The organism is Geodermatophilaceae bacterium NBWT11 (assembly GCA_014218215.1).
In the GTDB taxonomy this organism is placed as follows: Bacteria; Actinomycetota; Actinomycetes; order Mycobacteriales; family Geodermatophilaceae; genus Klenkia.
This window is the reverse complement of the sequence record CP043652.1, coordinates 1,878,067-1,904,448: the sequence shown is the minus strand read 5'-3', so window position 1 is coordinate 1,904,448 and position 26,382 is coordinate 1,878,067. Positions and strand designations below refer to the sequence as shown.

Here is a 26,382-nt window from a genome sequence, read left to right as displayed (position 1 = left end):
GATGGCCGTGCACGCCCACCCCGACGACGAGGCGACGTCGACCGGCGGCGTGCTGGCGAAGTACGCCGCCGAGGGCGTGACGACCGTGCTGGTGACCTGCACGAACGGCGCGCTGGGCGACAGCGGGACGGTCAAGCCGGGGGAGGAGGGGCACAGCACCGAGGAGGTGGTGGCCCTCCGGGAGGCCGAGCTGGCCGCCAGTGTCGAGGTCCTCGGCATCACGCACGCCCATCAGCTGGGCTACCTGGACTCCGGGATGATGGGCTGGGAGTCCAACGACGCCCCGGGCTCGTTCTGGACCACCCCGGTGGACGAGGCGGCGGCCCGGCTGGCCGAGCTGATCGAGCAGCACCGCCCCGACGTCGTCGTCACCTACGACGAGAACGGCTTCTACGGCCACCCCGACCACATCCAGGCCCACCGCATCACGCTGGCGGCCCTGGAGCTGACCGGGTCCCCGGCCAAGCTCTACTTCTCGACGATCCGGCGCAGCTCGTTCGCCCGGTTCGGCGAGCTGGTGCGTGAGGCCGGGGTGGAGTTCCCCGAGCCCGAGGGCGACCAGCCGGTGTGGGGCGTCGAGGACGACGAGGTCGGCGCCGAGGTGGACGCCACCGCCTTCGCCGGGCACAAGCGCGACTCGCTGGCCGCCCACGCCAGCCAGGCGGAGAACATCGTCTTCCTGAAGTTCCCGGTCGAGACGTTCGCCGCCCTGATGGGCACGGAGGCCTTCGTGCGGGTCCGACCGCCCCGCGCCGTCGGCGACCCGGTCGAGGACGACCTCTTCGCCGGGCTCCGCTAGCCGCAGCTGCGGCGGGCACTGGTTGCTCGTTCCGCATCTGCGTGTCTAAGGTGCGCCTGTGACCGCCACCTACCGGATCGCCGAGGCGGCCGAGCTGCTCGGCGTCAGCGACGACACCGTGCGCCGCTGGATCGACAGCGACCGGCTGACGGCCCACCGGGGCGGCAGTGGTCCCGCGCAGGTCGACGGCACCGACCTCGCCCGGGTGGCCGCCGCCCTGCACGAGGCGCCCGAGCCCGGCCTCACCCGCTCCTCCAGCGCCCGCAACCGGCTGACCGGCATCGTCACCCGGGTCGTCCGGGACACCGTCATGGCGCAGGTCGAGATCCAGTGCGGGCCCTACCGGATGGTCTCGCTGATGAGCCGCGAGGCCGCCGACGAGCTCGGTCTGGAGACCGGTGTCCGCGCCGTCGCCACCGTGAAGGCGACGCAGGTCAGCGTCGACGTCCCCTGATCCCCTCACCGTCGAGAGAGGTCCCACCGTGCGACTGCGTGCCCCCCTGGTCCTGGCCACCGCCGGACTGCTGAGCCTGACCGCCTGCGGCGGCTCGTCGTCCTCCGACGCCGCTGCCGGGTCGACGGCGGGAACGGAGGACGCCGGGCTCAGCGGCACGCTCACCGTGTTCGCCGCGGCCTCGCTCACCGACGTGTTCACCGACCTCGGTGACCAGCTGATGGCCGACAACCCCGACCTGACGGTCGAGTTCAACTTCGCCGGCAGCTCGGCGCTGGCCACCCAGATCGGCCAGGGCGCCCCGGCCGACGTGTTCGCCAGCGCCAACCAGACCCAGATGACCGTGGTCACCGACGCCGGCCTGGCGGGGGGCGACCCGACGGTGTTCACCGAGAACGTGCTGGAGATCGCCGTCCCCCAGGGCAACCCGGCCGACGTCACCGGCATCGACGACTTCGGCGACCCCGACCTGACGCTCGCGGTCTGCGCCCCCGACGTGCCCTGCGGCGCGGCTGCCGAGCAGGTCTTCGAGGCCGCCGGGGTCACCGCACAGCCCGACACCCTCGAGGAGGACGTCCGGGCCGCGCTGACCAAGGTCGAGCTGGGCGAGGTCGACGCCGCGCTGGTCTACGCCTCCGACGTGCAGTCGGCCGGGGACAGCGTCGAGGGCATCACGTTCCCCGAGGCCGAGGACGCCGTGAACGAGTACCCGATCGCCACCCTCGCCGCGGCACCGAACCCCGAGGCGGCCCAGGCGTTCCTCGACCTGGTGGAGTCCGACGCCGGCCAGCAGGCGCTCACCGACGCCGGCTTCCGCAGCCCCGGCGCCTGAGCCTGAGCAGCACCACCGCCCCGCCCCGGCGCCGACGACGGCCCCGGGGCACCGGCGTGCCCGCGCCGCTCCTGGTGCCGGCGCTGCTCGGGGTCCTCTTCCTCGTCCTGCCGCTGGTCGGGCTGGTCGTCCGGGCGCCCTGGTCGCAGCTGCTCAGCTCGCTGGCCGAGCCGCAGATCGGCCAGGCGCTCCGGCTCTCGCTGGTGTCGGCGACGCTGGCGACCCTGCTCTCGCTGGTGCTCGGCGTCCCGCTGGCCTGGGTGCTGGCCCGCTCCACGATCCGCGGCCGCTCGGTGCTGCGGGCGCTGGTCACGGTGCCGCTGGTGCTCCCGCCGGTGGTCGGCGGCGTCGCGCTGTTCCTGGTGCTGGGCCGGCAGGGCCTGGTCGGGCGCTGGCTCTTCGAGACCTTCGACTACACGATCCCGTTCACCACCACGGCCGTCGTCATCGCCGAGACCTTCGTGGCCATGCCGTTCCTGGTGATCAGCGTCGAGGGCGCGCTGCGGGCCGCCGACGCCCGCTTCGAGGACGCCGCGGCCACGCTGGGCGCCGACCGGTGGACGACGTTCCGCCGGGTCACCCTGCCGCTGGTGCTGCCCGGGGTCGCCGCCGGCGCGGTGCTCTGCTGGGCGCGGGCCCTGGGTGAGTTCGGCGCCACGATCACCTTCGCCGGCAACTTCCCGGGGACGACGCAGACCATGCCGCTGGCGGTCTACCTGGCCCTGCAGAGCGACCCGGAGGCCGCGATCGTGCTGTCCCTGGTGCTGCTGGGGGTCTCGCTGGCCACCCTGCTGCTGCTGCGCGACCGGTGGCTGGGCCGTTCGGGGACCCCGGCGGCATGAGCCTGCGCGCGCACGTCGTCGTCCGGCGGGGGGCCCTGCTGGTCGACGTCGACCTGACCGTCGCCGACGGCGAGGTGCTGGCCGTGCTGGGGCCCAACGGCGCGGGCAAGTCCACCGTGCTGCGGGTGCTGGCGGGGCTGCTGGCCCCCGACGGCGGGCGGGTGGCGATCGACGTCCCCGGCGGTGAGCTGGTCTGGGACGACGACACCCGGCACGTGCCCGCCCACGAGCGGCCCCTGGGCATGGTCTTCCAGGACCACCTGCTCTTCCCGCACCTGAGCGTCACCGACAACGTCGCCTTCGGGCTGCGCACCCGCGGTGTGCGCAAGGCCCGGTCCCGGGCGACCGCGCAGGAGTGGCTGGCCCGGGTCGGGCTGGAGGGGTTCGGCGACCGGCGGCCCACCCAGCTCTCGGGCGGGCAGGCCCAGCGGGCGGCCCTGGCCCGGGCGCTGGTGGGGGAGCCCCGGCTGCTGCTGCTCGACGAGCCGCTGAGCGCGCTGGACGCCCGCACCCGGCTGACCGTGCGGGCCGAGCTGCGCCGGCACCTGGCCGCGTTCGGCGGCTGCACGGTGCTGGTCAGCCACGACCCGGTGGACGCGATGGCACTGGCCGACCGGGTGGTGGTCGTCGAGGACGGCGTGGTGGTGCAGGAGGGCAGCCCCACCGAGGTCGCCCGGATGCCGCGCACCGACTACGTGGCCCGGCTGGTCGGGCTGTCGCTGCTGCCCGGCACGGCGGTGGGGACGACGGTCGACCTCGAGGGCGGTGGACGGGTCGCCACCGGCGAGGCCGCGGACGGGCCGGTGTTCGTCGCCGTCCGCCCGGAGACGGTGTCGCTGTACCTGGCCCGCCCCGAGGGCAGCCCGCGCAACGTGTGGCCGGCGACGCTGGTCGCCGCCACCCCGCACGGCTCCACGGTGCGCTGCGACCTGGACGGCGAGGTGCCGCTGACCGCCGACGTCACCGCCACCGCGTTCGCGGAGATGGGGCTGGTGCCCGGGGCCGCGCTCTGGGCGTCGGTGAAGGCCTCGGAGGTGGCGGTCTACCCGCGCTGAGCGGGGCCGAGCTCCTCGGTGACGACCTCGTGGGCGACCTGCGCCTGCACCTGCGCGGTGCCGGCCACCCACCCGGTCACCAGCCGGACCCGCTCGACCGGGACGGCTCGGGTGCTGACCACCGGCTCGTCCACGTGCAGGGTCACCCAGTCGCCCGCCTGCTCGACAGGCCGCGCGCCGACCGGGGCGCCCTGCGCGTCGACGTACTCGACCCGGGCGTGCTGGCGGGTGATCGTCACCGGCACCAGCACCTCCTCGGTGGTGGTCTCCACCCGCAGCCGCGCGCGGGCGTAGGGCACGACCTCGGTGGTCACGGTGAGCCGTTCCTCGGAGCGGACGATCTCGGTCGGTTCGACGGTCACGGGGACTCCGGTCGGCAGCAGGTGGGGCCGGGCCGGTGAGCACGACACCGGGTCCCTGCCCACCGCGCCGGGGGTCCGACACACGACCCGCCGACGCCCGGTCCCCGAGGGGCGTGCGACGGGCGACCGGGGGAGGGTGGGGCGACACCGGTCCGCAGCGTCGCGGCCGGGGACGAGGAGACACCGTGACCACGTTCTTCACCGACTCCCAGCGCGAGTGGCAGGACCACTTCGAGTCCCGCCCGCTGGCCGACCGGCTCGAGGCCGCGATCGTCGCCGACACCCTCGACGAGGGGTCCGCGGCGTTCATCGCCTCCCGGGACTTCTTCTTCCTGTCCACCGTCGACGGCGAGGGCCGCCCGACGGTCTCCTACAAGGGCGGGCCGCAGGGCGTGGTGGCCGTGCTCGACGAGCGCACGCTGGCCTTCCCGCACTACGACGGCAACGGCATGTTCCTGTCGATGGGCAACGCCAGCGAGACCGGCCGGATCGGGCTGCTGTTCATCGACCTGGAGACCCCGAACCGGGTGCGCGTGCAGGCCACCGCCAGCGTCAGCGCCGACGACGAGCTGCTCGCCCGCTGGCCCGGCGCCTCGCTGGTCACCCGGGCCACGGTGGACGAGGTCTTCCCCAACTGCGGCCGCTACGTGCACGTGCACGAGCGTGTCCGGGCCAGCGAGTACGTGCCCGACGACGAGGGGCAGGCGCCGCGGCCCTCGTGGAAGCGCCTGGACGTCGTGCAGGACGTGCTGCCCGACGCGGGCCGGACCGCCGACGAGGGCGGCACCATCACCTTCGAGGAGTACGTGGGCAAGGTGCAGACCGGCACCTCCTGAGAGGGTGGCGGTCGTGTCCGTCGCCGCGCTGGTCCTGGCCGCCGGGGGCGGCCGTCGCTACGGGATGCCCAAGGCGCTCGTGGAGCACGAGGGGTCGCTGTTCGTCGAGCGCGCGGTGCGGACGGCGCGCGCGGCCTGCGACCCGGTGCTCGTCGTGCTCGGCGCCTCGATGCTCGAGGTGTGGCAGCGGGCCGATCTCGACGGCGCCACCGTGGTCGGCAACCGCGACTGGGAGTCGGGGATGGCGTCCTCGCTGCGCACCGGGATCCAGGGGCTGCAGGCGCTGGGCAGCGGGATCGACGCGGTCCTGGTGCTGCTCGTCGACGTCCCCGGCATGACCGCCGAGGCGCTGCACCGGCTGGCCGGGCACGCCGCCCCGGGGACGCTCGTCGTCCCCACCTACGACGGCGTCCGGGGGCACCCGGTGCTGCTGGGCCGCGACCACTGGGCGGGGGTGGCCGAGGCAGCGACCGGGGACGAGGGCGCGCGCAGCTACCTGGCCGCGCACGCCGCCGAGGTGGTCGAGGTCGACTGCACCGGGCTCGCCGACCCCACCGACTGGGACACCCCGCCGGGTAGCGTCGAACCGTGAGCCAGCCTGGGGTCCTGCCTGCCATCGCCGTGATCTCCGAGGAGCCCCTGAGCGTCGCCGCGCACGAGGACGCCGTCGCGCACCCGGCGGCCGGGGCGACCGTCTCCTTCGCCGGCGTGGTCCGCGACCACGACGGTGGCAAGACCGTCACGGAGCTCGAGTACGTCGGGCACCCCACCGCGCAGGCCCTCATCGAGGAGATCGCCGCGGAGTTCGCCGCCCGGCCCGAGGTGCACAGCGTCGCCGTCAGCCACCGGGTGGGCCTGCTCGGCATCGGCGACGTCGCGCTGGCCTGCGCGGTGTCCACCAGCCACCGCGGTCAGGCGTTCACCGCCTGCGCCGAGCTGGTCGACGAGGTCAAGGCCCGGCTGCCGATCTGGAAGCGCCAGGTGTTCGGCGACGGCGCCGAGGAGTGGGTGGCCTGCCCCTGAGCAGGTGACGTCGCGGTCACGACCGGGGGTGGCTGCTTGCCGCGGACGGGTCCGGTGTGGCACAACGGGGCACCGGTGGACGACGACAGGGAGCAGCTGACCGTGGAGGGCGCGGAGCAGGTCGTCGAGGGCATGCCCGTGGGCTTCCTCGCCCTGGACGCCGACTGGACGATCACCCAGGTCAACGCCGCCGCCGAACACGCGGTGAGCCGCCCCCGCGAGGAGCTGCTGGGGCGGGACTACTGGGAGGTGTTCCCGGACAACCGGCACAACGCCTTCGGCGAGACCTACGAGCGGGTCCGGGCCACCGGGGTCAGCGAGGCCGTCGAGGCCTGGTACCCCGAGCCGCTGGAGACCTGGTTCGAGGTCCGCGCCGTCCCCGCCGGACCGGGGCTGCACCTGTTCTTCACCGAGGTCAGCGACCGGCGCCGGGCGCAGGAGCGGCTGGCCGTGCTCGCCCGGGTCAGCAGCGAGCTCGCCGGTTCCCCGGACCCGGTGCAGTCGATGGCCCGCCTGCCCCGGTTGCTGGTGCCGGCCCTGGCCGACTGGGCCGTGGTCACCGTGATCGAGGACGACGGCCGCCCGCACGATGTGGGCAGCTGGCACGCCGACGCCCGGCTGCGCGGGGTGCTCGCCCGGTACGTGCAGCTGCGGCTGGGGGCGCTGCCCGCCGACACCCCGCTGATCCGGGCGCTGGGCACCCAGGAGCCGGTCACCACCACCCACGCCGAGATCGCCGGGTCGCTGCCCCCGGGCGAGGCCCGGGACCTGCAGGCCCAGCTCGCCGACGGGAGCGGGGTCTACCTGCCGCTGCTGGGCCGCGGCCGGACCCTGGGGGTCATCACGCTCTGGTGCGAGCACGGGCGGCCGCTGGTCGGGGACGAGCTGGCCACCGCCCGCGAGGTCGCCGACCGGATCGGGCTGGCGCTGGACAACGGCCGGCTCTACCGGCAGCAGGCCCAGCTGGCCGAGGAGCTGCAGCGCAGCATGCTCACCCAGCCGGTCCAGCCCGAGCACGCCGAGGTCGCCGTCCGGTACATCCCGGCGGTCGAGGCCGCCCGGGTGGGTGGTGACTGGTACGACGCCTTCCGCCAGCCCGACGGGGCGATGACCCTGGTGATCGGGGACGTGGTCGGCCACGACACCGCCGCGGCGGCCGCGATGGGCCAGCTGCGCGGGCTGCTCCGCGGGGTGGCCGCCTACTCCGGTGCCGGGCCGGCCGAGGTGCTGCGCGGGCTGGACGCGGCCATGGCCCTGCTGGACCTGCAGGTGCTCGCCACCGCCGCCGTCGCCCGCCTGGAGCCGCCCGCGGCCGACGGCACGGCCAGGCTGGTCTGGGCGAACGCCGGGCACCTCGAGCCGGTGGTGCTGCGGCCCGACGGGACCCTGCTGGATGCCCGTGGCTGGGACGGCGACCTGCTGCTCGGCGTGGACAGCACCACCGGCCGCCGCGAGCACACCGTCGACCTGGAGCCCGGTTCGACGGTGCTGCTGTTCACCGACGGGCTGGTGGAGCGGCGCAGCGAGGACCTCGACGCCGGCCTCGAGCGGCTGCGCACCCTGGTGGGGACCCTCGCCACCCGCCCGCTCACCGAGCTGTGCGACGAGCTCGTCGAACAGCTCGTGCACGGCCGGCCGGAGGACGACGTGGCGCTGGTCGCCGTCCGGCTGGCCTGACCGCCCGCGCTCAGTGCGGGACGGTGCCGTCGGTGAACGTGGTGGAGCCGGCGGCGCGCAGCTCGACGTCGTCCAGCCGCTCCCGCAGCCGGTCGGCCACCTCGGCGTCGCCCGCCGGGCCGGCGGTCGTGAGCTTCTCGGCGCCCGCGACGGTCGGGGCGTCGAGCACCGCGTCGACCAGCCGGGTGCGGGTCCCCGCCGGGAGCTGACCGGCCTCGACGTGCAGAGCGGCGACGGCGGCGTGCTCGTCACCGACCACGTCGGCGGAGGCGAGCAGCCGACCGCCCTCGGTGACCTCGACGTGCTGGACGTCCTCGGGTGCGGTCATGACCTGCTCCTCGGTGCTGGGGGACACGGGGGCGGCGCGACGCTGCACCGGCGCCAGGGTCCCGCCCGGTCGACCCGGACGGCAACCCGGCACCGGCGCGTCGCGCGCGACTCCCGGGGGGCGCTCAGCGGGCGCCGGCGAGCCCGTCGTCGTCGGGGTGCCGGCGCTCGGCGGCCTCGCGGGCCTCCAACGCCTCCTCCTCGGCCTCGCCCTCCAGTCGACGGGCCTCGCCGGCCGCCTCGGCCGCGGCGTCGCCGTGCGACTCCCCGTAGACCTCGGTCGCCCTGCCCAGCAGCTCCTCGGCCTTGGCCTTCGCCCTGTCGAACACGCTCATGTCCGTTCCTCCCTGGTCATCTGTGCACACTGTCCCGGATCTCGCCCACGAGCTCCTCGAGGATGTCCTCCAGGGCCACGACACCGACCACGACGCCGTCGTCGAGCACCGCGGCCAGCTGCGCCCGGTCGGCCTGCATGGTCTGCAGCGTGCTCCGCAGGTCCGCGGCGGCGTCCACCCGCGGGAGCGGGCGGGTGATGTCGGCGACCTGCACGTCGGGCTCGCCGTCGGCGACCAGCACGTCCTTGACGTGCACGTAGCCGCTCAGCTCGCCGTCGGTGACCACCGGGAAGCGGGAGAACCCGGTGACCGCCGCGACCCGCTCGACGGCGAGGGCGTCGTCGGTGGGGGAGAGCACGGTGAGCTCGGCGCGCGGGATGAGCACGGTGCGCGTCTCCCGGTCCTCCAGGGTCAGCGCCCCGGTGAGCAGGTCGTGATCGGCGGCGTCGAGCAGCCCGCCGGCCCGCGACTCGTCCAGCAGCCCGGCGACCTCGTCGCGGGTGAAGGAGCTGGTCACCTCGTCCTTGGGGTCGACCTTCAGCAGCCGGAGCACGGCGTTGGCCAGCGCGTTCATCGTCCAGATCACCGGCTTGAGCACGGTGACGACGGCGGCCAGCGGCGGGGCCAGCAGCAGCGCGGCCTTGTCCGGGCCGGCCAGGGCCAGGTTCTTCGGCACCATCTCGCCGATCACCACGTGCAGGGCGACGACGACGGTCAGCGCGATCACGAAGGAGATCGGGTAGACCGCGCCCTCGGGGACCCCGACGGCGTCGAAGACCGGCTCGAGCAGGTGCGCCACGGCCGGCTCGCCGATCGCGCCCAGGCCCAGCGAGCACACGGTGATGCCCAGCTGCGCGCCGGCCATCATCATCGACACCCGCTCCATGGCGTGCAGCGTGGTGCGGGCCCGGCGGCTGCCGGCCTCGGCCATCGGCTCGATGGAGGAGCGGCGCGCGGAGATCAGCGCGAACTCCGCGCCGACGAAGAACGCGTTGGCACCCAGCAGCACGACGGCGACGAGCACGCCGATCCAGTCGCTCACGCCGGCACCCCGCTCTGCTCGTCGTCGTTCGCCGCGTCGACCTCGGGGAGGAGCTCGCCGACCACGGCCCGCTCCACCCGGGTGCCGTCGACGACGGTCACCTCGACCCAGACGCCACCGGGGTGGCCCTCGGCCTCCTCGGCGAGCTCGGGCGGGAGCTGGCGAAGCGCCTCCACCCGGTCGCCGACCTCGGGGATGCGACCCAGGTGATGGAGCACGAGCCCGCCGATCGTGTCGTAGTGCCGGTCGCCGGGGACGGTGAGACCGGTGGCCGCGGCCACCTCGTCGGGACGCAGCAGGCCCGACACCGACCAGGTGCCGTCGCCGCGGTCGTCGACGTCGGAGTCGTCGGCGTCGTCGTCGTGCTCGTCGGTGAGGTCACCGACGAGCTCCTCCACCAGGTCCTCGATGGTGACCACGCCGTCGGTGCCGCCGTACTCGTCGACCACCACGGCCATCTGCAGCGAGCCCCGCCGGAGGTCGACCAGCAGGTCGTCGAGCTGGCGGGAGGTGGGCACGAAGAGCGCCTCGACCATCACGTCGGCCACGGACACCCCGGTGCGGCGGTCGCGGGGGACCGACAGCGCGTGTTTCACGTGGACCAACCCGATGACGTCGTCCACGCCGTCGGCGGACAGCACCGGGAAGCGGGAGTGCCCGGAGTCCCGGGCGGTGGCCAGCACGACGGCGACCGGGTCGTCGCCGCGGACGGAGGACATCTGCACCCGTCGGGTGGCGACGTCGCTGGCCCGCAGCTCGCCGAAGGCCAGTCCGCGCTCGAGCAGGGCGGCGGTCTCCGCGCCCAGCGTGCCGGTGGTGCCCGAGCGGCGGACCAGGGAGGTGAGCTCCTCGGGGGAGCGGGCCGAGGCCAGCTCCTCCTGGGGCTCGACCTTGAAGAGCCGGCGCAGGATCGCGTTGGCCCAGCCGTTGAGCAGCCGGATGACCAGAGAGGTGCCCCGGGTGAAGCCGCGCTGGAAGCCCGAGACGGCCTTGGCCACCTCGAAGGGCTTGGCGATCGCGAGGTTCTTGGGCACCAGTTCGCCGAACACCATCGTCAGCACGGTGGCCAGCACCAGCGCCAGGGTGATCGACACCGAGCGGGCGGCCCCACCGGAGAGCCCGACCGACTCCAGTGGCCCGGCGAGCAGGGCCGCGATCGAGGGCTCGGCGACGAAGCCGATCGCCAGGTTGGTGACGGTGATGCCGAGCTGGGCGCCGGAGAGCTGGGTGGACAGCGTGCGCATGGCGGCCAGCACGCCGTCGGCCCCGCGCTCGCCGTCGGCGGCCCGGCGCTCGACGGTCGACCGGTCGACGGTGACCAGGGCGAACTCGAAGGCGACGAAGGCGGCGCAGGCCGCGATCAGCAGGATCCCGACCAGGACCAGCAGCCACTCGATCACGGCTGGCTCCCCACGGGGGGACGGGCAGGTGTCTCGGGTAGGTGAGGCAGCGAGCTCACGAGCGGGGTGGATCAGCCTCCGGCGAAGGGGGGCAGCACGTCGACGACTGCCCCGGGTCCCAGCCTCAACGCACGGTCCCGCGTGGACGTTCCATCCACGAGGAACGAGCAGGCGGTCAGCACCCGCTCGAGCTTCTCGCCGTGCTGGTCGACGATCTGGCCGACCAGCTCGTCGAGGGAGCCGGCGTCCCGGGTCTCGGTGTCCACGCCGACCGCGGCGCGGGCCCCGGCGAAGTACCGCACGGTCACGGCCATCTCAGCCGCCGATCGCGGACATCGGCCGGGAGGGCTGCAGGAAGGACGGGTCGTCGATGCCGTGCCCGGGCAGCTTGGTGAGGGTGGCGATCCGCCAGCGGTCGGCCAGCTCCTGGTCGGTCGCGCCGTCCCGCATCGCGGTGCGCAGGTCGGACTCCTCGCGGGCGAACAGGCAGTTGCGGATCTGGCCGTCGGCGGTGAGCCGGGTGCGGTCGCAGGCCCCGCAGAAGCTGCGGGTGACCGAGGCGATGACGCCGACGGTGAGGTCGGTGCCGTCGACCAGCCAGCGCTCGGCCGGGGCGGCGCCGCGCTCCTGGACGTCGGGCACCAGCGTGTGCGTGGCGGTGAGCTTGGCCAGGATGTCCTCGGCGGTCACCATCTCGCTGCGGGTCCACGCGTGGTGGGCGTCCAGCGGCATCTGCTCGATGAAGCGCAGCTCGTAGCCGTGCTCCAGGCAGTACTCCAGCAGGGGGACGGCGTCGTCCTCGTTGATCCCCTTGAGCAGCACGGTGTTGACCTTGACCGGGGTGAGCCCGGCGTCCTTGGCGGCCTTGAGCCCGGCCAGCACGTCGGGCAGCCGGTCGCGGAAGGTGAGCTCCTTGAACCGGGCGCGGTCCAGGGTGTCCAGGCTGACGTTGAGCCGGTCGAGACCGGCCGCGGCCAGCGCCGGTGCCATCCGGGAGAGCCCGACGGCGTTGGTGGTCAGGCTGACCTCGGGGCGGGGGAGCAGCGCGGTGGTGGCCGCGACGATGCCGGGCAGACCCGGGCGCAGCAGCGGCTCGCCGCCGGTGAACCGGACCTCCTCGATGCCCAGGTGCTCCACGCCGATCCGCACCAGCCGGACGACCTCGTCGTCGGTGAGCTGCTCGACCTTGGGCAGCCAGTCCAGGCCCTCGGGGGGCATGCAGTAGCTGCAGCGCAGGTTGCAGCGGTCGGTGAGGGAGACCCGCAGGTCGGTCGCCGTCCGGCCGTGCCGGTCGACCAGACCGCCGGTTCCGGGGGCGCCGAGCACCGGGTCGGGCACGCGGACCTGGGGGTCGGGCAGCGGGCTCGGCGTCGTCACCCGCCCGACTGTAGAGCGGCCTCCGTCACCTGCACCGGGCACTGTGGGCGCCGTCACCACGGGTTCCGCAGGTGCGGACGTGCCGGCACCGGGGAGCCGCACCGGCGGGTTGCGCAGGGTTGCACCCTCAGTGGGTCAGGGTCAGCTTGAGGACGACGGCGAGCAGGGCGACCGCGGAGGCCGTGACCCCGACGAGCACCGCGCGGCCCAGCGGGACGTCGGCCTGCAGCCGCCGGTAGACCAGGCCCACCCCGGCGATCCGGACGACACCGACGGCCGAGGCCAGCGACTGCCCGACCAGCTCCGACGGCCAGCCGAGCGCGGTGCCCAGCAGCAGCGCGGCCGGGAGCACGCCCGAGCTCAGGATCGGGGTCGCGTCCCGCAGCGCCTGGGCGACCCGGCGCCGGTCGCCCCCGGTGAACAGCGCACCGATCGAGTGCGCCAGTACGTGCGCCACGTAGGTGGACAGCACGGTGCCCACGACGAGCACCGCGGCGGTCCCGGAGTCCACCGTCGCCGGGGAGGTGCCGACGACGGCGGCCAGCACCAGCACGTTGCCGTAGACGTAGGCGGCCACCCTGCTCTCCGCGCGGTGCGGGTCGACGTCCTCACGGCGGCGGGTGAGGGGACGCAACACGGTCGACGTGGCCACGCCGGCATCCTGCCCCGCCCCCTACGATCGGGCTGCCACCCGGGAGTCCGGCAAGCCCCCTTGTCTCCGCCTGTGGCCAGGAAGTCGAGATCGATCCCGTGCTCAACCCGTTCTCCCCGTACGCCCGCATCTTCACCGTCCCCGGCTCGAGGGCCTTCTCCTTCGCCGGCTGGTTGGCCCGGGTGCCGATGTCCACCGTCGGCCTGGGCTCGGTGCTCCTCGTCGCCGGCGAGACCGGCAGCTACGGCCTGGCCGGGGCCGTGGCCGGCACGCTGTCGCTGGCCTTCGCCGTCGGCAGCCCGCAGTGGGCCCGCGGCATGGACCGGCTCGGCCAGGGCCGGGTGCTGGTCTGGGCCTCGATCGCCTACCTGGTGCTCGGGCTCTCCTTCGCCTCCGCGGTGGTGCTCGACGCCCCGCGCTGGTCCTGGTTCGTGCTCGCCGCCCTGGCCGGGGCGTGCGGGGCCAACGTGGGCGCCGCCGTCCGGGCCCGCTGGTCCCACGCCCTGGAGGACGCCGACGACCGGCAGACCGCGTTCGCCTTCGAGTCCGTCGTCGACGAGGTCGTCTTCGTCGTCGGACCGCCCTCGATCACCTTCCTGGCTGCGCTGGTGGCCCCGCCGGCCGGTTTCGTGGTCGGGCTGCTGGTGGGGGTGTCCGGGGCGTTCTGGCTGGCCCGCCAGGAGGCCACCCAGCCCCCGGTCGCCGAGACCGCGCCCGGCGAGCGCCGCTCCCGCACGTCGGTGCTCAGCCCGACCCTGGTCGTCGTCGCCACCGCCTACCTCGCGGTGGGCACCGTGTTCGGCGCGATGGACGTCGTGGTCGTCGGGTTCGCCGAGGTGCAGGGCGCCCCGGTGCTGGCCGGCGTGGCGCTGGCCGCCTACGCCGGGGGCAGCCTGGTCTCCGGGCTGGCCTACGGCGTGGTCCGGCTGCCCGGCACGCTGGTCACCCGGTTCGTGGCGTGCGCGGTCTTCTTCGGCGTCGCCGCGCAGGGTCTGCTACTGGTCGGTTCCCTGCCCTGGTTGGTGGCCGCGGCGTTCCTCGCCGGGCTGGCCATCGCCCCGGTGCTGGTCGCCGGGATGTCGCTGGTGGAGAGCCGGGTCGACCGCCGGGCGCTCAACGAGGGCCTGACCTGGACGTCGACCGGACTCACCCTCGGCGTCACCGGCGGCGCGGCGCTGGCCGGTGCCGCGGTGGACGCCTGGGGCGCCCAGGACGCCTTCCTCGTGCCGGCCCTGGGCGCCGCTGCTGCGGGGGTGCTGGCACTGGTGGGCGCGGTCGTGCTGCGACGTCCCGACCGGGAGCGCGTGGCGGCCTGAGAGGGTCGGGCACGTGCCTCTCACCCTCCGCGAGCTGACCGCCGACGAGCTGCCCGCCTCCTGGGCGCTGGGCCGGATGGCCTTCGGCGGCCCCGCCGAGGCGCCGGCCCGGGCGCTGCGGGTGGTGCCCGGGATGACCCGGCTGGGCGCCTTCGACGAGCGCGGCACGTTGGTCGGCAAGGTCGTCGACGTCGCCCACGAGCAGTGGTGGGGCGGCCGGCGGGTGGTCGCTGCGGACGTCAGCGGGGTCGCCGTCCGGCCCGAGACCCGCGGCGGCGGGGTGGCCCGGCAGCTGCTCACCGAGCTGCTGGTGCGCGCCCGGGAGCGGGGCGCCGCGGTCAGCGCGCTCTACCCGACCGTGTCGGCGGTCTACCGGTCCCTGGGCTGGGAGGTTGCCGGGTCCCTCGGTGCGACCGAGCTGGACACCGCCGCCCTGCCGCGCACCCGGGCCGTCGACGGGCTGACCGTGCGGCCGGGGGAGCCCGACGAGCTGCCGCTGGTCACCGAGCTGTACGAGCGGGTCGCCCGGCAGCGGCAGGGGCTGCTCACCCGCCGCGGCGGGCACTTCGACGAGGCCCCGGACACCCCGTTGCCCGAGGGCGTCGACGCGCTGTCCCTGGTGTTCGACGGCGACCTGCTGGTCGGCGCGCTCGTGTTCGGCCGGGGCACCGGGTACGGCGTCGAGTCCAAGCTCGACGTGCACCACCTGCTGGCCACCACCCCGGACGCCGCCCGTGCCCTGGTCGGCGTGCTCGCCGGCTGGACCACGGTGACGCGCGCGGTGCGGGTCCCGCTGCTGGCCGGCGACGTGTTCTCCACGGTGCTGCCGCTGGAGCGGGCGTCGGCCGGCTCGGCCAGGGCGTGGATGCACCGCCCGGTCGACGTCGTCCGCGCCGTGGCCGACCGGGGCTGGCCGGCGCACGCGACCGGTCGCGTCGCCTTCCGGCTGCGGGACGACGTCGCCCCCTGGAACGCGGGGGACTGGGAGCTCGAGGTCGCCGACGGGGCGGCCACCCTCCGGCGTGCCGCGACCGAACCCGACCTGTGGCTCGACGTGCGGGGCTTCGCCGTCCTGTACTGCGCGGCGACCGGTGGCCGCGCGCTCGCCCAGACCGGGCTGGCCGGCGGCAGCGGCGACCCGGCGGCGCTGGACCTGCTCGCCTGCGGACCCCGCGCCGAGCTGCTCGACTACTTCTGACCGGTTGAGCGCTGCACGACCGGGTAGTGCGAGAGAGAGTGGCCGCGCCTGTGGCGTCGTGCCCCACCCGCATCCGCACCACCACGAGGAGGAGACCCATGGCCATCCCCATGATCACCCTGAACAACGGCGTCGAGATCCCCCAGCTGGGCTTCGGCACCTACCAGATCGAGCCCGAGAACACCCGTGAGGCCGTGAAGACCGCCCTCGAGGTCGGCTACCGGCACATCGACACCGCCGAGATGTACGGCAACGAGAAGGAGGTCGGCGAGGGCTTCCGCGACTCCGGTCTCTCCCGCGACGACGTCTTCATCACCTCGAAGCTGAACAACGGCTTCCACGCCGAGGCCGACGTGGCGAAGGCGATCGACCAGACCCTGGCCGACCTGCAGATGGACCGGGTCGACCTGTTCCTGATCCACTGGCCGCTGCCGGGCATCGACATCGACTTCGTCGAGACCTGGAAGGGCATGGAGCAGCTCTACCGCGACGGCAAGGCCCGCGCGATCGGCGTCTCGAACTTCCAGAGCAACCACCTCAACAAGCTGCGCGACCAGGCCGACGTCACCCCGGCGGTCAACCAGATCGAGGTGCACCCCTACCTGTCCCAGGAGGAGCTGCGCGGCTACAACGCCGAGCGCGGCATCCTGACCGAGGCCTGGTCGCCCATCGCCCAGGGCAAGGTCCTCGACGACCCGGCGATCGTCCGCGTCGCCGAGCGCGTACACCGCACCCCCGCGCAGGTCACCCTCCGCTGGGCGATCCAGCGCGGCGACATCGTGTTCCCCAAGTCGGTCACCCGCAGCCGCGTCGAGGAGAACTTCGCGCTCTTCGACTTCGAGCTGTCGCAGGACGACATGACCTCAATCTCCGCGCTCAACCGGGACGAGCGGACCGGCCCCGACCCGGACACGTTCAACATGATCCCGAGCTGATCACCGGCGGCCGAGGCCGCCATGCGTGACACGGAGCCCGTCCCCGACCCGGGGGCGGGCTCTCGTGCGTCCGGGTCAGTCCGTGGTGACGAAGTCGATGAGCTCCTCGACCCGGCCGATCAGTGCCGGCTCGAGGTCTGTCCAGGTCTGCACGCGGGCGAGGATGCGCTGGGCCCAGACGTAGCCGGTGTCGTCCTCCCAGCCCAGCCGGCGACAGACCCCGCCCTTCCAGTCCTCGCCCCTCGGGACGGTCGGCCAGGCGCGGATGCCGACGACCGAGGGCTTGACCGCCTCCCAGACGTCGATGAACGGGTGGCCCACGACGAGGGCGTGCGCGCCGGTGACCTGGGCGGCGATCCGGGTCTCCTTGGAGCCGGTGACCAGGTGGTCCACCAGCACCCCGAGTCGGCGACCCGACGAGGGGCGGAACTCCTTCACGATGCCGGGCAGGTCGTCCACGCCGTGCAGCGGCTCGACCACCACGCCCTCGATGCGCAGGTCGTGGCCCCAGACCTTCTCCACCAGTTCGGCGTCGTGCTTGCCCTCGACGTAGATCCGGCCCTCGCGGGCCACCCGGGCCCGGGCGCCGGCGACGTAGGTCGACCCCGAGGCGCTGCGGGCCGACCCGGCCGCGGCCGGGTTCTTCGGGCGCACCAGCACCACCGGGCGTCCCTCCACCCAGAACCCCGGGCCCAGCGGGTAGCCCTTCACCCGGCCGAAGCGGTCCTCGAGGTGGACGACGTCCTTCTCGCAGCGGACCACGGCACCGACGAACCCCGAGCTGGGGTCCTCGACCACCAGGTCCTTCTCCGCCTCCACCTGGGGGAGCGGCTTCTTCTGGGTGCGCGGGTGCACGAGCGAGTCGTACGGGGAGCGAGGAGGCACCGACCGAGTCTCCGCAGCGGGCGCAGGGAGCCGGCGGAACGACACGCCCGGACGGTGTTTGGGAAACGTGGACCGGAACCGGCCGTTTCCACCTCCCGGCTCGTCGGGCAGTGGTGGAGAGAGCTTGCACAACACCCCCCACGCACCGACACGAGGAGCTCCACTGTGATCGACACCAACAGCATCGACCAGGTCATCGGCAGCGACGTCTACGACGCCGACGGCGACAAGATCGGCACCGCGTCCGAGGTCTTCCTCGACGACCAGAGCGGCAACCCCGAGTGGGTCACCGTCAAGACCGGCCTCTTCGGCACGAAGTCCACCTTCGTCCCGCTGCGTGACGCCGACCTCGCCGACGGTGGCGTCCGCGTCCCCGTGAGCAAGGCCGCCGTCAAGGACGCCCCCAAGGTCGACGCCGACCAGCACCTCTCCCCCGAGGAGGAGCAGGAGCTGTACCGCCACTACGGCTTCGCCGACAACAACACCTCGTCGAACACGACGACCACCACCACGGACACCACCCGCGTGGGCAACGACCTCGACGACCGTGGCACCCGCACCGACGGTGGCACCGCCCGCCTCGGTGACGACCTCGACGACCGCGGCCAGCACGCCGCCCGGTCCACCGAGGACCACGACAGCACCCTCACCGGTACCCGCAACGACGCCGGCACCGTGGGCCGCGACACCTCCGGCCCGACCACCGACGACGCGATGACCCGCTCCGAGGAGCGGCTGTCCGTCGGCACCGAGGCCGTGGAGACCGGTCGGGCGCGTCTGCGCAAGCACGTCGTCACCGAGAACGTCACCCGCACCGTCCCGGTCACGCACGAGGAGGTCCGGGTCGAGCGCGAGCCGATCACCGACGCCAACCGCGACTCCGCCCTCTCCGGTGGCAACCTCACCGAGGAGGAGCACGAGGTGACGCTGCACGCCGAGCGTCCCGTCGTGGAGAAGGAGACCGTGCCGGTCGAGCGGGTCCGCCTGGGCACCGAGACCGTCACCGAGGAGCAGCGCGTGCAGGCCGACGTCGCGCACGAGGAGATCGAGCAGGTGCAGGACGGTGTCGACACGACCCGTGGCACCGACGGTCGCGGCACCACCCGCTGACCCAGCACCCCCCCCCGAACGCCAGCACCACCAGCACGCCCGCGCAGCCCGTCCCGGTCCGACCGGGGCGGGCTGCGCTGCGTCGTGGGCGCGTAGCGTCGTCGGTCCAGCCGCAGGCGCACGCCACCTCGGACCGAGCTCCGCAACCGACCGCCGGTCCGCCGGTGGCGAGGAGTCACCATGGCCGGCAAGAACAAGGGCGGTCGCGAGACCAAGAAGCCCAAGGTCGAGAAGGCGAAGACCAACGCCTCCCAGCCCAGCCTCAAGGGCGCCGTCGACGCGATCAAGCAGAAGGCCCGCTGACCCGGGTCACCCCAGCGTGCGGGCCAGTTCCTGCACGCGGGTGACGGCGGCCTCCCGCTGGGCGGTCGCCGTCGCCTGCAGGTCGGTCATCGCCGGCACCCGCCCGGCCAGGGTCAGCTCCAGGGTGACCACCTCGACGGTCATCCCGAAGGACTGGCCGAGCACCAGCGCCAGCGGCGGCACCGTGTGGTCCATGCCCGCGGTCGGGCTGCCCGGCGCGTAGCCCGCGCCCCGGCTGGAGACCACCACGGCGGTGCGCCCGGCCAGCGGCTGGTCGGTCAGCTCGCCGAAGGGCACCGTCGTCCCGAGCACGTGCACGTGGTCCACCCACGCCTTGAGCGTGGAGGGCAGCGACCAGTTGTACATCGGCGCGCCGACCAGGACGACGTCGGCGGCCAGCAGCTCGGCCAGCAGCTCGCGCTGCACCACGTCGTCCACCTCGGCACCGGTCTCGGCCGGGGTGCGCAGGGCCGGGGCCCAGTGCAGGGCGGCGTCGGGCAGGTGCGGCGGCGGGTCGGCCTGCAGGTCGCGGTGGGTGACCGTGTGGTCGGCACCCAGCCCGCGCCACGCCTCGGCGAAGGCCGCGGTGACCGGGCGTGAGGACGACGTGCGCGGGTCGACCGAGGCGTCGAGGTGCAGCAGGTGGGGCACGGGGCGCTCCTTCTCATCGGCCCCGGAGCGGACCGGATCTGCCCGGGGGTGGTGGCACTGAGTGTCACAGGGCATCCTGAGACGCACAGCACAGTGCGGCACCGCGGCCGCCCGAGGAGGACACCCCATGGCCAACCAGTGGTTCGAGACCGTCGCCGAGGCGCAGCGTCGCGCCAAGAAGCGACTCCCCAAGTCCGTCTACGGGGCCCTGATCGCGGGTTCCGAGCGCGGCAACACGATCGAGGACAACACCCGCGCCTACTCCGAGCTGGGCTTCGCCCCGCACGTGGCCGGGCTGCAGGGCGAGCGCGACCTCACCACCTCGGTGATGGGCCAGCCCCTGTCGATGCCGGTGATGATCTCCCCGACCGGCGTGCAGGCCGTGCACCCCGACGGCGAGGTCGCCGTCGCCCGGGCCGCCGCCGCCCGCGGCATCACGATGGGCCTGAGCTCGTTCGCCTCCAAGAGCGTCGAGGAGGTCGCCGCGGCCAGCCCGCAGACCTTCTTCCAGATGTACTGGGTCGGCTCCCGCGACGTGCTGGTGCAGCGGATGGAGCGGGCCCGCGCGGCCGGCTGCGTCGGGCTGATCATGACCCTGGACTGGTCGTTCTCCAACGGCCGCGACTGGGGCTCCCCGGCGATCCCGGAGAAGGTGAACCTCAAGGCGGCGCTGCAGTTCGGCCCCGAGGTCGCGCTGCGCCCGCAGTGGCTCTACACCTGGCTCAAGACCGGGGCGATCCCCGACCTGACCACCCCGAACCTGGCCCCGGCCGGCGGCGGCCCCGCACCGACGTTCTTCGGCGCCTACGGCGAGTGGATGGGCACCCCCCTCCCGACCTGGGAGGACGTCCAGTGGCTGCGTGAGCAGTGGGGCGGGCCGTTCATGCTCAAGGGCGTCATGCGGGTCGACGACGCGCACCGCGCCGTGGACGCCGGCGTCACCGCCATCTCGGTCTCCAACCACGGCGGCAACAACCTCGACGGCACCCCGGCCTCGATCCGCGCGCTGCCGGCGATCGCCAAGGCCGTCGGCGACCAGGTCGAGGTGGTCACCGACGGTGGCATCCGCCGCGGTTCCGACGTCGTCAAGGCCCTGGCGCTGGGTGCCAAGGCCGCGATGATCGGCCGGGGCTACCTGTGGGGCCTGGCCGCCAACGGGCAGGCCGGCGTGGAGAACGTGCTGGACATCCTGCGCAGCGGCATCGACTCCGCCGTCCTCGGGCTGGGCCACCGCGACGTGAAGGACCTGCGCCCGGAGGACGTCGTCGTCCCGGCGAACTGGCCGCGGGTGCTGGGCACCGCGGACCAGAAGCACGTGGTCTGAGCGACCTCAGGCCGGCTGGCGGAGCAGGTCCACCCGCCAGTCGGCCTCGGGGTGCCGGCCCCCGCGCCACCACGGGCGCACCAGCTCCAGTCGGCTGAGCACCCCGGCCCGGTCGGCCCACAGCAGGGCCAGGTGGTTGCCGGCCGGTGGGGCGCCCTCGAGCACGAGCTGGGTCTGCTGCACCGGCGACTGGTCGTAGAAGGACTGCAGCGCCCGGGTGTCGCCTGGGGGCAGTTCGCCGTCCGCGGAGTGCCAGACCCGCAGGACGTCGACGTCGGTGCTGACGATCAGCCCGGACATCGGCAGCCCGAGGTTCTCCCCGCCCTGGTCGCCGACGTCGAAGGTGAGCTGTTCGCCGATCGAGGCCGACCAGGGGCGCAGCTGCTCCATCGCGTGCCGGCGCACCAGCTGCCTGTCCAGGTGCGGGTCGGCGGCGGGCTGCCAGCCGTGCTGACGGTGGATCGCGTGGCTGACCGCGACCCCGGCCGACAGCGCCTCGTGCACCGCCCGCAGCAGCGGCCGCAACCGGGTCAGCACGGCCTCCGGCGACGACTCCACGACGGAGAGTCTGCCGTGGGGTCAGGCGCGCAGCAGCACCGTGCGCAACTCGTGCGCGCCGTCGGCCCGGGTGGCCTCGTAGAACCAGCGGTGGCCGCCGTCGGGCAGTGCGACGACCTCGGCGTAGCGCAGCCCGTGCGGGGCGTGCGGGCTCTGCAGCAGCGGGCCGTCCCCGACCGGGGTCCAGCCGTCGGGGTCGACCCGGGCCAGCCCGGTGCGCTCCTCCCAGTTCTCCTCGGCGGTCGCCCGGCCGTCGTAGAGCGCCCAGGTCGCGCCGTCCTCGGTCCACACCGTCGCCGGGCGCACCCCGCGGGCGTCCCAGGTGCCCGGGGTCCCGGTGAGCACGGTGCCCTGCCAGGTCCAGTCGATGCCATCGGTGCTGGTGGCGTGGTCGACCGTCATCCGGTCGGTGGCGTCGGGGTCGTCCAGCGGGTGCACCGAGGCCCACAGGTGCCACCGCCCGCCGTCGTGCCGGACCACGGGGTCCTTGACCGCACTGCCCGCGTCCCCGGGCAGCACGGTGCGGGGGGTCGCGGTGGCCAGGCCCGCGACGGTGTCGGCCTCCAGCAGGTCCACCCGCCAGTGCTTGGTGCCCGGGGTCGCGCAGCTGACGTAGGTCCGCCAGCGGCCGTCGGGGGTGTGCACCAGGGCGGGGCGCTCCAGCGACTCGGCGCCGAACGCGTCCTTGCCCAGCGCGGCGACCGGCTCGAAGTGCACGCCGTCGTCGGACCGGGAGAGGGAGTTGGCGAACCCGCGGCCCTCGCCCACCGGACGGCGCAGCCGCTGCGCCAGCCACCACACGCCGTCCACCAGCTGCACCGACGGCCCGCCGACCCAGGAGCCCGGGCGGGGGTCGTCGGGGACGGCCACCACCTCGGCGTCGGCCCAGAAGCTCTCCACCCGTGCCCGGCTCCAGCTCACCGGGGCCAGGCTGCCAGCCCGGGTCACGCGCCCTCCTGGCGGGCGGCCCGGCTGGCGTAGTCCCCGCGTCCGGTGTCCGCACGCCAGTCCGCGAAGGACTCGCCGGTCACCTCCTCGAGCAGCGCGATGTCGGGCAGCACCCGCTCCAGCACGGCCCGGCGCACCTCCACCGGCAGCGGCGGCCGCTTCGTCGCGCCGGCGTGCAGGGCGGCGAGGAGCGGCCTCGAGACCTGCCGCCACACCTGCGGCGGCAGCAACGCCCCGGCCCGTGCGCCGGCCCGCGCGCAACGGGCCAGCGCCCGGTACCGCGGGGTGTCGGCGACGAAGGGCTTCACGTTCTCCGCCGGGACGGCGTGCGCGACCCCGGGGGCGACGCCGAGGAAGGCGCTGACCCGGTCCAGCGTCCGCGCGGGCTCGGCGACGACCTCGCGGAACCGCAGCACCAGCAGCTGCTCGCGGGGGAGCAACGTCAGCAGGTCGCGCAGCTGCTCGCCGTAGCGGCCCAGGCCGGTGTAGTGCCAGAACGGAGCCCAGCCGGCCTCGATCCGGTGCTCCTCGAGCTCCACCGCCCGGCCGAAGTCGGCCTCGGGCTCCAGTCCGTCGGCGCGCAGGTGCACCCAGTTCGACAGCGCCCGGTCGACCGGGTCACGGACGACCGCGACCACCTTCACGTCCGGGACGTCGGCGACCAACCGGCGCTGGGCGGCCCGGTCGTAGAGGTAGAACGGCGTGCTCTCCCCGCGCACCGCGCCCTCGGGGGCGTCGGCGAACAGGCGCACGTAGCGGTCCCGGCGCCAGACCCACTCCCGGGCGCTGTGCGCGTCGCCCGGGCCCTGCTGCCCCGAGCGCGGCGGCGGGCGGCCGTCGGTCAGGTAGAACTTCGGCTCCTTGACCGGGGAGAGGTACAGCCCCGGGTGGGTGGCCAGCGCCGCGTGCAGTGCCGTCGTCCCCGCCTTGGGGGCGCCGGCCAGCACGAACTGGGGCAGCCGGTCGCTCATGCGGCACTCCTCGTCCGGTCCAGCAGCGGCAGGACCTCCTCGCCCACCCGCCACGCCTCCTCCAGGTGCGGGTAGCCCGACAGCACGAACTCGTCGAACCCCAGCTCGGCGTACTCGGTGATCCGCTCGGCGACCTGCTCGTGGCTGCCGACCAGCGCGGTCGCCGCCCCCTCGCGCACCAGCCCGATCCCGGCCCACAGGTTGGGGGCGACCTCCAATGACCGGGCGCCGTCGCCGGCCGAACCGCGGTGCAGGGAGGCCATCCGGGCCTGTCCGACGGAGTCCATCCGGGCGAACCGCTCCTGGGTGGCCGCGATCGCGCTCGCGGGCATCCCGGCCAGCATCCGGTCGGCCTCGGCCCAGGCCAGCTCGGGGGTGTCCCGGCTGACCACGTGCAGCCGGATGCCGAACCGGATGGTGCGGCCACGGTCGGCGGCCTTCTGCCGCACCCGGTCCAGTCGCTCGCGCACCATGGTCGGCGGCTCTCCCCAGGTCAGGTACGTGTCCACGTACCGGGCCGACACGTCCTCGGCCGCGGTGGACGCCCCGCCCAGGTACACCGGCGGGACGACGTCGGGCGGGTTGCTCAGCCCGGTGCCCACGGCCTGCAGGTGCTCGCCGTCGACGTCGAAGCGCTCCCCGGCCAGACACCGCCGCAAGACGTCGAGGAACTCCCCGGTGCGGGCGTAGCGCGCGTCGTGGTCGAGGAAGTCGCCGTACGCCCGCTGCTCGACCGGGTCACCGCCGGTGACGACGTTGAGCCGCAGCCGCCCGCCGGACAGCCGCTGGAAGCTCGCCGCCTGCTGCGCGGCCAGCGTCGGCAGGATGAACCCGGGGCGGAAGGCGACCAGGAAGTGCAGGGTCTGAGTGCGGTCCAGCAGCGCCGCGCAGGTCACCCAGGCGTCCTCGCAGCCCGACCCGGTCGGGGTGAGCACGGCGGTGAACCCGGCCTGCTCGGCGGCCCCGGCGACCGCGCCCAGGTAGTCCAGCGTCGGCCGACGCTTGAGCGCCGCGGCGTTGTGCCCCCGGTCGGTGGTGGCCGGTCCGACGTCCCGGCTGTCGCCGCGGGTGGGCAGGAACCAGTGCACGTCCACGGTCAGCGGTCCCCAGCGGGCGGCCGTGCGGCGGCGAAGGTGGTCGTCCGCCGGAGCCGGAAGCCCAGGGACTCGTACAGCCCGATCGCCCCGGTGTTGCTGGCCGCGGCGTGCAGGAACGGGGTCTCCCCCCGCGCCCGGATGCCGTGGGCGACGGCGTGGACCAGCCGGGTGCCCAGACCCTGGCCACGGTGGGCCGGGTCGGTGCACACCGCGCTGATCTCGGTCCAGCCCGGCGGGTGCAGGCGCTCCCCGGCCATCGCCACCAGCTCGCCGTCCCGGCGGATGCCCAGGTAGGCGCCCATGGTGTGGGTGCGGGGCAGGAAGGGCCCGGGCCGGGTGCGCTCGACCAGCGCCAGCATCTCCGGGACGTCGTCGTCGCCGAGCAGCACCGCCTCGTCCTCCGGGGCTGCGGCCACCCCGTCGTCGACGAGCTGGACGCCGGGGACGGAGTACACCGTCTCCCAGTCCGCCGGGGGCGGGCTCGTGGCGCCGGCCAGGGGGACGACGCCGCCCGGGCCGACCAGGGCCGCGGCGTCCGCCCAGTCCTGCTCGGTGGTGTCCAAGGGCAGCGCCAGGAACGGCGAGACGTCGGTCGGGTAGCGGACCACCCGGCCGACCCGCTCGGCGAACGCGGCGTGCGGTCCGTGCAGGGACGCCCAGGCCGGGGCGTCCAGCACGTGGGCGGTGGTCGTGGTCAGGACGCCACCGCCGACTCCCCGTCGGTGCGGCGCAGGGGCAGGCCGAGGTGCTCGCGCAGCGTCGTGCCCTCGTAGTCGGCGCGGAAGACACCGCGCTCCTGCAGCAGCGGCACCACCTGGTCGACGAAGGGCCCCAGACCGCCGGGGGTGATGTGCGGGGCGAGCACGAACCCGTCGCTGGCGTCGGCCTGGACGTACTCGTCGATGGTGGCCGCGACCGCGGCCGGGGTGCCGATGAAGGACTGCCGGCCGGTCACCTCCACGATCAGCTCGCGGGTGGTCAGGCCCTCGACCTCGGCCTTGGCCCGCCACTCGTCCGCCGTCGCCACCGGGTCGCGGTGCATCCGCACGCTGGCCCGGCCCTTGGCGATGGTGTGCTCGCCGACGAGGGGGTCGACCGAGGGCAGCGGGCCGTCCGGGTCGTGGTCGGAGAGGTCCCGGTTCCACAGCTGCTCGAGGAACGCGATCGCCGTCGCCGGGGAGACCTGCGCCATCCGGACCTCGTGCGCCAGGTCGCGCGCCTCGGCCTCGGTGTCCCCGAGCACGAAGGTGGCCGCCGGCATGATCAGTAGCTCCTCACGGGTGCGGCCGAACCGGGGCAGCCGGCCCTTGACGTCGGTGTAGAACGCCTGGCCGGCCTCCAGCGTGCTGTGCCGGGAGAAGATCACGTCCGCGGACGCCGCCGCGAAGTCCCGGCCCTCGTCGGAGTCCCCGGCCTGGAAGACCACCGGCCGGCCCTGCGGGCTGCGGGGGACGTCGAAGTGACCGCTGATGTCGAAGAACCGGTCCCGGTGGCCGAAGGCGCCGGGGTGCGGGTCGGTGAGGAAGGTGCCGCTGTCGGCATCGGCCAGCACCTCGTCCCCGCGCCAGGAGTCGAAGAGCTCCAGCGCGGTCTGCAGGAAGGACTTGGCCCGGTCGTACCGGTCGGCCTGGGCCAGGAAGCCGCCGCGGCGGAAGTTCTCCCCGGTGAAGGCGTCCCAGCTGGTGACCACGTTCCAGGCGGCCCGCCCGTCGGAGAGGTGGTCCAGGCTCGCGAACTGCCGGGCCACCTCGTAGGGCTCGTTGAAGGTGGAGTTGATCGTGCCGGTGAGCCCGATCCGCTCGGTGACCGCGGCCAGGGCGGCCAGCACGGTGAAGGTGTCGGGCCGGCCGACCACGTCCAGGTCGTAGATGCGGTCGTTCTGCTCCCGCAGCCGCAGGCCCTCGGCGAGGAACAGGAAGTCCAGCTTGCCCCGCTCGGCGATCTGGGCGAACTCCCGGAAGGACGCGAACTCGACGTGGCTGCCCGAGGCCGGGTCGCTCCATACGGTGGTGTTGTTGACGCCGGGGAAGTGCGCGGCCAGGTGGATCTGCTTGCGGATCTGCGTGGTCATCC

Annotated in this window: 30 protein-coding genes; 14 read left to right on the top strand and 16 right to left on the bottom strand. The window is 74.4% G+C overall.

Features of this window, described 5'->3' with window-relative positions; all coding sequences use genetic code 11:
* Position 1 precedes the first annotated feature (1 nt).
* From F1C76_09175 to F1C76_09155, 5 genes are read left to right on the top strand one after another with little or no spacing between them, the layout of a single operon-like run.
* Positions 2–799 (top strand): GlcNAc-PI de-N-acetylase, encoded by a 798-nt coding sequence (locus tag F1C76_09175; protein ID QNG39125.1) that lies wholly within the window; start codon positions 2–4, stop codon positions 797–799.
* Positions 800–857: 58 nt separating this feature from the next.
* Positions 858–1,253 (top strand): helix-turn-helix domain-containing protein, encoded by a 396-nt coding sequence (locus F1C76_09170; protein ID QNG36742.1) that lies wholly within the window; start codon positions 858–860, stop codon positions 1,251–1,253.
* A 28-nt stretch (positions 1,254–1,281) separates the two neighbouring features.
* The gene (modA, locus tag F1C76_09165) at positions 1,282–2,085 is read left to right on the top strand and encodes a molybdate ABC transporter substrate-binding protein (GenBank protein ID QNG36741.1); all 804 of its coding nucleotides are present in this window, start codon (positions 1,282–1,284) and stop codon (positions 2,083–2,085) included.
* Complete coding sequence (gene modB, locus F1C76_09160; GenBank protein ID QNG36740.1) at positions 2,082–2,927, top strand: molybdate ABC transporter permease subunit; 846 nt, start codon at positions 2,082–2,084, stop codon at positions 2,925–2,927. Before modA ends, modB begins: the two co-directional genes overlap by 4 nt.
* Positions 2,924–3,982: an ABC transporter ATP-binding protein gene (locus F1C76_09155; protein QNG36739.1), complete on the top strand. Its 1,059-nt coding sequence runs from the start codon at positions 2,924–2,926 to the stop codon at positions 3,980–3,982. Before modB ends, F1C76_09155 begins: the two co-directional genes overlap by 4 nt.
* Here the strand turns inward: F1C76_09155 and F1C76_09150 are convergent.
* Complete coding sequence (locus F1C76_09150; protein ID QNG36738.1) at positions 3,970–4,428, bottom strand: DUF2382 domain-containing protein; 459 nt, start codon at positions 4,426–4,428, stop codon at positions 3,970–3,972. The genes F1C76_09155 and F1C76_09150 overlap by 13 nt on opposite strands.
* 101 nt (positions 4,429–4,529) lie before the next feature.
* On the opposite strand from F1C76_09150, the gene F1C76_09145 reads away from it, so the two are divergent.
* The 4 genes from F1C76_09145 to F1C76_09130 all read left to right on the top strand — a co-directional run bounded on the left by F1C76_09145 (position 4,530) and on the right by F1C76_09130 (position 7,880).
* On the top strand, positions 4,530–5,180 hold the full coding sequence (locus F1C76_09145) for a pyridoxamine 5'-phosphate oxidase family protein (protein ID QNG36737.1): 651 nt from the start codon (positions 4,530–4,532) through the stop codon (positions 5,178–5,180).
* A 4-nt stretch (positions 5,181–5,184) separates the two neighbouring features.
* Positions 5,185–5,772, top strand: coding sequence for a nucleotidyltransferase family protein (locus F1C76_09140; protein ID QNG36736.1), 588 nt, complete (start codon positions 5,185–5,187; stop codon positions 5,770–5,772).
* Positions 5,773–5,795: 23 nt separating this feature from the next.
* Entirely contained in the window at positions 5,796–6,203 is a 408-nt protein-coding gene (locus tag F1C76_09135) for a molybdenum cofactor biosynthesis protein MoaE (protein QNG39124.1), read from the top strand.
* Between the two features lie 132 nt (positions 6,204–6,335).
* The gene (locus F1C76_09130) at positions 6,336–7,880 is read left to right on the top strand and encodes a SpoIIE family protein phosphatase (protein QNG39123.1); all 1,545 of its coding nucleotides are present in this window, start codon (positions 6,336–6,338) and stop codon (positions 7,878–7,880) included.
* 10 nt (positions 7,881–7,890) lie between these two features.
* On the opposite strand, the gene F1C76_09125 is transcribed toward F1C76_09130, so the two are convergent.
* The 7 genes from F1C76_09125 to F1C76_09095 form a co-directional block, all read right to left on the bottom strand.
* Positions 7,891–8,208, bottom strand: coding sequence for a hypothetical protein (locus F1C76_09125; GenBank protein ID QNG36735.1), 318 nt, complete (start codon positions 8,206–8,208; stop codon positions 7,891–7,893).
* A gap of 124 nt (positions 8,209–8,332) precedes the next feature.
* The gene (locus F1C76_09120) at positions 8,333–8,542 is read right to left on the bottom strand and encodes a hypothetical protein (GenBank protein ID QNG36734.1); all 210 of its coding nucleotides are present in this window, start codon (positions 8,540–8,542) and stop codon (positions 8,333–8,335) included.
* Between the two features lie 16 nt (positions 8,543–8,558).
* Positions 8,559–9,584 (bottom strand): HlyC/CorC family transporter, encoded by a 1,026-nt coding sequence (locus F1C76_09115; protein ID QNG36733.1) that lies wholly within the window; start codon positions 9,582–9,584, stop codon positions 8,559–8,561.
* Positions 9,581–10,984: an HlyC/CorC family transporter gene (locus tag F1C76_09110; GenBank protein QNG36732.1), complete on the bottom strand. Its 1,404-nt coding sequence runs from the start codon at positions 10,982–10,984 to the stop codon at positions 9,581–9,583. The genes F1C76_09115 and F1C76_09110 overlap by 4 nt, the downstream gene beginning before the upstream one ends.
* 71 nt (positions 10,985–11,055) lie before the next feature.
* Positions 11,056–11,298: a MoaD/ThiS family protein gene (locus F1C76_09105; GenBank protein ID QNG36731.1), complete on the bottom strand. Its 243-nt coding sequence runs from the start codon at positions 11,296–11,298 to the stop codon at positions 11,056–11,058.
* 1 nt (position 11,299) lies between these two features.
* Complete coding sequence (gene moaA, locus F1C76_09100) at positions 11,300–12,310, bottom strand: GTP 3',8-cyclase MoaA (protein QNG39122.1); 1,011 nt, start codon at positions 12,308–12,310, stop codon at positions 11,300–11,302.
* A gap of 178 nt (positions 12,311–12,488) precedes the next feature.
* A complete protein-coding gene (locus tag F1C76_09095) occupies positions 12,489–13,013 on the bottom strand; it encodes a hypothetical protein (GenBank protein QNG36730.1) in 525 nt (174 codons plus the stop codon).
* Between the two features lie 188 nt (positions 13,014–13,201).
* On the opposite strand from F1C76_09095, the gene F1C76_09090 reads away from it, so the two are divergent.
* From F1C76_09090 to F1C76_09080, 3 genes are all read left to right on the top strand, one after another.
* Positions 13,202–14,329 carry an MFS transporter gene (locus F1C76_09090; protein QNG39121.1) on the top strand — a complete coding sequence of 376 codons (1,128 nt, stop codon included), beginning with the start codon at positions 13,202–13,204 and terminating at the stop codon, positions 14,327–14,329.
* 13 nt (positions 14,330–14,342) lie between these two features.
* On the top strand, positions 14,343–15,527 hold the full coding sequence (locus F1C76_09085; GenBank protein QNG36729.1) for a GNAT family N-acetyltransferase: 1,185 nt from the start codon (positions 14,343–14,345) through the stop codon (positions 15,525–15,527).
* A gap of 98 nt (positions 15,528–15,625) precedes the next feature.
* The gene (locus tag F1C76_09080) at positions 15,626–16,462 is read left to right on the top strand and encodes an aldo/keto reductase (GenBank protein QNG36728.1); all 837 of its coding nucleotides are present in this window, start codon (positions 15,626–15,628) and stop codon (positions 16,460–16,462) included.
* A 75-nt stretch (positions 16,463–16,537) separates the two neighbouring features.
* Here the strand turns inward: F1C76_09080 and F1C76_09075 are convergent, their stop codons facing one another.
* On the bottom strand, positions 16,538–17,347 hold the full coding sequence (locus F1C76_09075; protein QNG36727.1) for a DUF3097 domain-containing protein: 810 nt from the start codon (positions 17,345–17,347) through the stop codon (positions 16,538–16,540).
* Positions 17,348–17,512: 165 nt separating this feature from the next.
* Here F1C76_09075 and F1C76_09070 point away from each other — a divergent pair, with 165 nt between their 5' ends.
* Positions 17,513–18,457, top strand: coding sequence for a DUF2382 domain-containing protein (locus F1C76_09070; protein QNG36726.1), 945 nt, complete (start codon positions 17,513–17,515; stop codon positions 18,455–18,457).
* Positions 18,458–18,766: 309 nt separating this feature from the next.
* Here F1C76_09070 and F1C76_09065 read toward each other — a convergent pair whose 3' ends face one another.
* Positions 18,767–19,411 carry an FMN-dependent NADH-azoreductase gene (locus F1C76_09065; protein ID QNG36725.1) on the bottom strand — a complete coding sequence of 215 codons (645 nt, stop codon included), beginning with the start codon at positions 19,409–19,411 and terminating at the stop codon, positions 18,767–18,769.
* A 127-nt stretch (positions 19,412–19,538) separates the two neighbouring features.
* On the opposite strand from F1C76_09065, the gene mftD reads away from it, so the two are divergent.
* Positions 19,539–20,735, top strand: a complete 1,197-nt coding sequence (mftD, locus tag F1C76_09060) for a mycofactocin biosynthesis FMN-dependent deaminase MftD (GenBank protein QNG36724.1) — start codon at positions 19,539–19,541, stop codon at positions 20,733–20,735.
* A gap of 6 nt (positions 20,736–20,741) precedes the next feature.
* Here mftD and F1C76_09055 read toward each other — a convergent pair whose 3' ends face one another.
* The 6 genes from F1C76_09055 to F1C76_09030 are packed head-to-tail and all read right to left on the bottom strand — an operon-like array spanning position 20,742 to position 26,380.
* Positions 20,742–21,293: a hypothetical protein gene (locus F1C76_09055; GenBank protein ID QNG36723.1), complete on the bottom strand. Its 552-nt coding sequence runs from the start codon at positions 21,291–21,293 to the stop codon at positions 20,742–20,744.
* A 21-nt stretch (positions 21,294–21,314) separates the two neighbouring features.
* Complete coding sequence (locus F1C76_09050; GenBank protein ID QNG39120.1) at positions 21,315–22,193, bottom strand: hypothetical protein; 879 nt, start codon at positions 22,191–22,193, stop codon at positions 21,315–21,317.
* Positions 22,194–22,237: 44 nt separating this feature from the next.
* Positions 22,238–23,212, bottom strand: coding sequence for a sulfotransferase domain-containing protein (locus F1C76_09045; protein QNG36722.1), 975 nt, complete (start codon positions 23,210–23,212; stop codon positions 22,238–22,240).
* A complete protein-coding gene (locus F1C76_09040) occupies positions 23,209–24,306 on the bottom strand; it encodes an LLM class flavin-dependent oxidoreductase (protein ID QNG36721.1) in 1,098 nt (365 codons plus the stop codon). The genes F1C76_09045 and F1C76_09040 overlap by 4 nt, the downstream gene beginning before the upstream one ends.
* A 2-nt stretch (positions 24,307–24,308) precedes the next feature.
* On the bottom strand, positions 24,309–25,007 hold the full coding sequence (locus F1C76_09035; GenBank protein ID QNG39119.1) for a GNAT family N-acetyltransferase: 699 nt from the start codon (positions 25,005–25,007) through the stop codon (positions 24,309–24,311).
* Positions 25,004–26,380 carry an NtaA/DmoA family FMN-dependent monooxygenase gene (locus F1C76_09030; protein QNG36720.1) on the bottom strand — a complete coding sequence of 459 codons (1,377 nt, stop codon included), beginning with the start codon at positions 26,378–26,380 and terminating at the stop codon, positions 25,004–25,006. The genes F1C76_09035 and F1C76_09030 overlap by 4 nt, the downstream gene beginning before the upstream one ends.
* Between the last annotated feature and the right edge of the window lie 2 nt (positions 26,381–26,382).

Bases quoted from the DNA above. Each gene is read 5' to 3' on its own strand.
- F1C76_09175 (QNG39125.1), top strand. From the start codon at position 2: ATGGCCGTGCACGCCCACCCCGACGACGAGGCGACGTCGACCGGCGGC.
- F1C76_09155 (QNG36739.1), top strand. From the start codon at position 2,924: ATGAGCCTGCGCGCGCACGTCGTCGTCCGGCGGGGGGCCCTGCTGGTC.
- F1C76_09130 (QNG39123.1), top strand. From the start codon at position 6,336: ATGCCCGTGGGCTTCCTCGCCCTGGACGCCGACTGGACGATCACCCAG.
- F1C76_09125 (QNG36735.1), bottom strand. From the start codon at position 8,208: ATGACCGCACCCGAGGACGTCCAGCACGTCGAGGTCACCGAGGGCGGT.
- F1C76_09120 (QNG36734.1), bottom strand. From the start codon at position 8,542: ATGAGCGTGTTCGACAGGGCGAAGGCCAAGGCCGAGGAGCTGCTGGGC.
- F1C76_09105 (QNG36731.1), bottom strand. From the start codon at position 11,298: ATGGCCGTGACCGTGCGGTACTTCGCCGGGGCCCGCGCCGCGGTCGGC.
- F1C76_09090 (QNG39121.1), top strand. From the start codon at position 13,202: ATGTCCACCGTCGGCCTGGGCTCGGTGCTCCTCGTCGCCGGCGAGACC.
- F1C76_09080 (QNG36728.1), top strand. From the start codon at position 15,626: ATGGCCATCCCCATGATCACCCTGAACAACGGCGTCGAGATCCCCCAG.
- mftD (QNG36724.1), top strand. From the start codon at position 19,539: ATGGCCAACCAGTGGTTCGAGACCGTCGCCGAGGCGCAGCGTCGCGCC.
- F1C76_09045 (QNG36722.1), bottom strand. From the start codon at position 23,212: ATGAGCGACCGGCTGCCCCAGTTCGTGCTGGCCGGCGCCCCCAAGGCG.
- F1C76_09030 (QNG36720.1), bottom strand. From the start codon at position 26,380: ATGACCACGCAGATCCGCAAGCAGATCCACCTGGCCGCGCACTTCCCC.